Source organism: Kitasatospora sp. NPDC057198 (assembly GCF_042670125.1).
Lineage (GTDB): Bacteria > Actinomycetota > Actinomycetes > Streptomycetales > Streptomycetaceae > Kitasatospora.
On the sequence record NZ_JBHUWH010000764.1, the window covers coordinates 1 to 2,263 of the forward strand.

General features: G+C 78.2%; 2 protein-coding genes and 1 pseudogene. 2 read left to right on the forward strand and 1 reads right to left on the reverse strand.

Annotated features, from left to right (window positions below; genetic code table 11):
• A partial coding sequence (locus ACFUEL_RS38760) for a DUF4333 domain-containing protein (protein ID WP_380242765.1) occupies positions 1-348 on the reverse strand: 348 nt, incomplete at its 3' end.
• Positions 349-772: 424 nt separating this feature from the next.
• Here ACFUEL_RS38760 and ACFUEL_RS38765 point away from each other — a divergent pair.
• Both ACFUEL_RS38765 and ACFUEL_RS38770 read left to right on the forward strand, forming a co-directional pair.
• Positions 773-1,894, forward strand: a complete 1,122-nt coding sequence (locus ACFUEL_RS38765) for a LacI family DNA-binding transcriptional regulator (protein WP_380242767.1) — start codon at positions 773-775, stop codon at positions 1,892-1,894.
• A gap of 162 nt (positions 1,895-2,056) precedes the next feature.
• Positions 2,057-2,263: pseudogene (locus tag ACFUEL_RS38770) on the forward strand (hypothetical protein); the annotation flags it as partial.

Consider the following 2,263-nt stretch of genomic DNA (forward strand, 5'->3'; position numbering starts at 1 on the left):
GGCGCCCGCGGTGGGCAGGTCGTCGACCTTGATGTCGTACTTGAGGCCCGTGCCCGTCGCCGAGGTGACGGTGACGGTCAGGCCCAGCGAACTGCCGTCCTCGGCGGTGAGCTTGCAGCGCATGGTGGTGCCGACCTTGCCGGCCAGGTCGCCGGGGCAGGTGACGGTGGGCTCGGGCTGGTCGTACTTCTCGGCGAGCGTCTTGGCGACCTCCTTCTCGAGCTTGTCGGCGGAGACCTTCGGCAGTACGGCGTCCCCGCCGGAGGTCTGCGCCGGCCGGGCGTTGCCCACGTGCACCTCGGCGGAGCAGCCCGCCAGGAGGGCCGCCGCGGCGGCGGCCACGGCCATGGACGCGATCCTGGCACTGCGCGTTGCGAACACTTCTGCTCCTGCTCTCCCCGTGGGCGCCCCGCCGGGGCGCCCGCCTGAACGAAAGCCGGAGCCTAACACTCCGCCCCCGGACCGGGCGTCCGGATGGTGAGACGGCCGTCCCGTCGGCGGGCGCCGCGGGTCGGCGCCGGGCGCCCGCGGCCGGCCGGGAACCTCCCGACGGCCCGTCATGTCCCGGGCGCGCCAACTGCCCCCGCACGACGCGACTGCGGCGATCACGGTCCGCGGGACGCGGGCGGGCGCGGGACGGAACGGGCGGACCGGTCGTGTCACAAGCCTTGACGGTCCACCGACCAGGCACCTACGGTGCGGTCACCGATGGCCCCGGGCGGGTGGCCACGGCCTCCCCCACCCCGCGCCAGGAAGGGCGACCGCGTTGCCCGTGCACCCGCTCCCCCACCCGATCACCGCCACCCGCCAGCCGGGCGGCACCCTCCCGTTCCCGACCCCCTGCCCCGAGGACCGGTCGGACCGCGCGCACCGCGCGGACCGCTCGGCCCCGGCGGACGGCTCACCGGGCGCACCGCCCGGACCGACGCTGGCCCAGGTCGCGGCCCGCGCGGGCGTGTCCAGCGCCACCGCGTCCCGGGTGCTGAACCGGTCCGCGCCGGTGTCCGCCGAGATCGCGGCGCGCGTCGAGTGCGCGGCCCGCGAGTTGAGCTACGTCCGCCGCCGGGCGCCCGCCGCGGCCGCCCGGGACACCGGGGCGATCGCCGTGGTGGCCTTCGCGGACGTGCTGCGCTTCCACGCCGACCCGTTCCCGGTGCGGCTACTGGCGGGCGCGCAGCGGGTCGTCCCGGACCGGGAGCTGGTGGTGCTGACCGCGGGGCCCGGCCCGGCCCGGCCGTCGCTGGTGCGCTACCTGTGCGGCGGGCACGTGGACGGCGTGCTGCTGGTCGGGCGCTGGGGCGACCCCGCGCTGCCGGGGCTGCTGCAGGCCGCGGGCGTGCCGGTGGTCTCGCTGGGCCGCCCCCCGCAGTCGCAGCGCCTGGCGCACGTGGACGCCGACAACCTGAGCGGCGCCCGGGCCGCCGTCAACCTGCTGCACCGGGCCGGGCGGCGGCGGATCGCCACCATCGCCGGGCCGCCGGACACCGCCGCGGGCGCCGACCGGCTGGCCGGCTACCGGCGGGCGATGGCCGACCAGGGCGACCCGACCCGCTGCGCGGTGGCGTACGGCGACTTCGGGTCGCGCTCGGGCGAGCACGCGATGCTCCGGCTGCTCGACCAGTACCCGGACGTGGACGCGGTGTTCGCCGCCTCGGACGCGATGGCGATGGGTGCGCTGCGGGCGCTGCACCGGCTCGGGCGGCGGGTGCCGGAGGACGTCGCGGTGATCGGCTTCGACGACTCCCCGGCCGCCGCGACGGCCCGGCCGGGTCTGACCACCGTCCGCCAGCCGGTGGAGGACCTGGGCGCCCGGGCGGTGGAACTGCTCCAGGACCCGGCCCCCGGCCGCGCGGTGGTGCTGCCCACCCACCTGGTGGTGCGCCAGTCCTGCTGACGGTCCGGCGCCCGGCGGCGGCCCCGGCCGCCGGGTGCGCCCCCGTTACACCGTCACAGTCCGGGAACGGGCCGTTCCGCGCCCCTGTCACGACGCGGCCGGCAGCTGTCACAGTGAAACGGTCGAAGGCCACGGGGGCCGGACGGGAACGAGGTTGGACTGATGAGGACGCGTCTGGCAGGAGTACTGCTCGCCCTGGCGCTGGCGGGCGGCGGCGCCACGCTGGCCACCGGTACGGCCGCGGCCGCGCCGCGCACCGCCGTGACCACCGCGGTCGCGGACCTGGCGCCCGCGGCGGCCCCGGCGGCCGGGCAGCAGGCCCAGGCGCCGGCCGGGCAGCGGGCGCAGGCCACCACCCAGTTGGCGAAG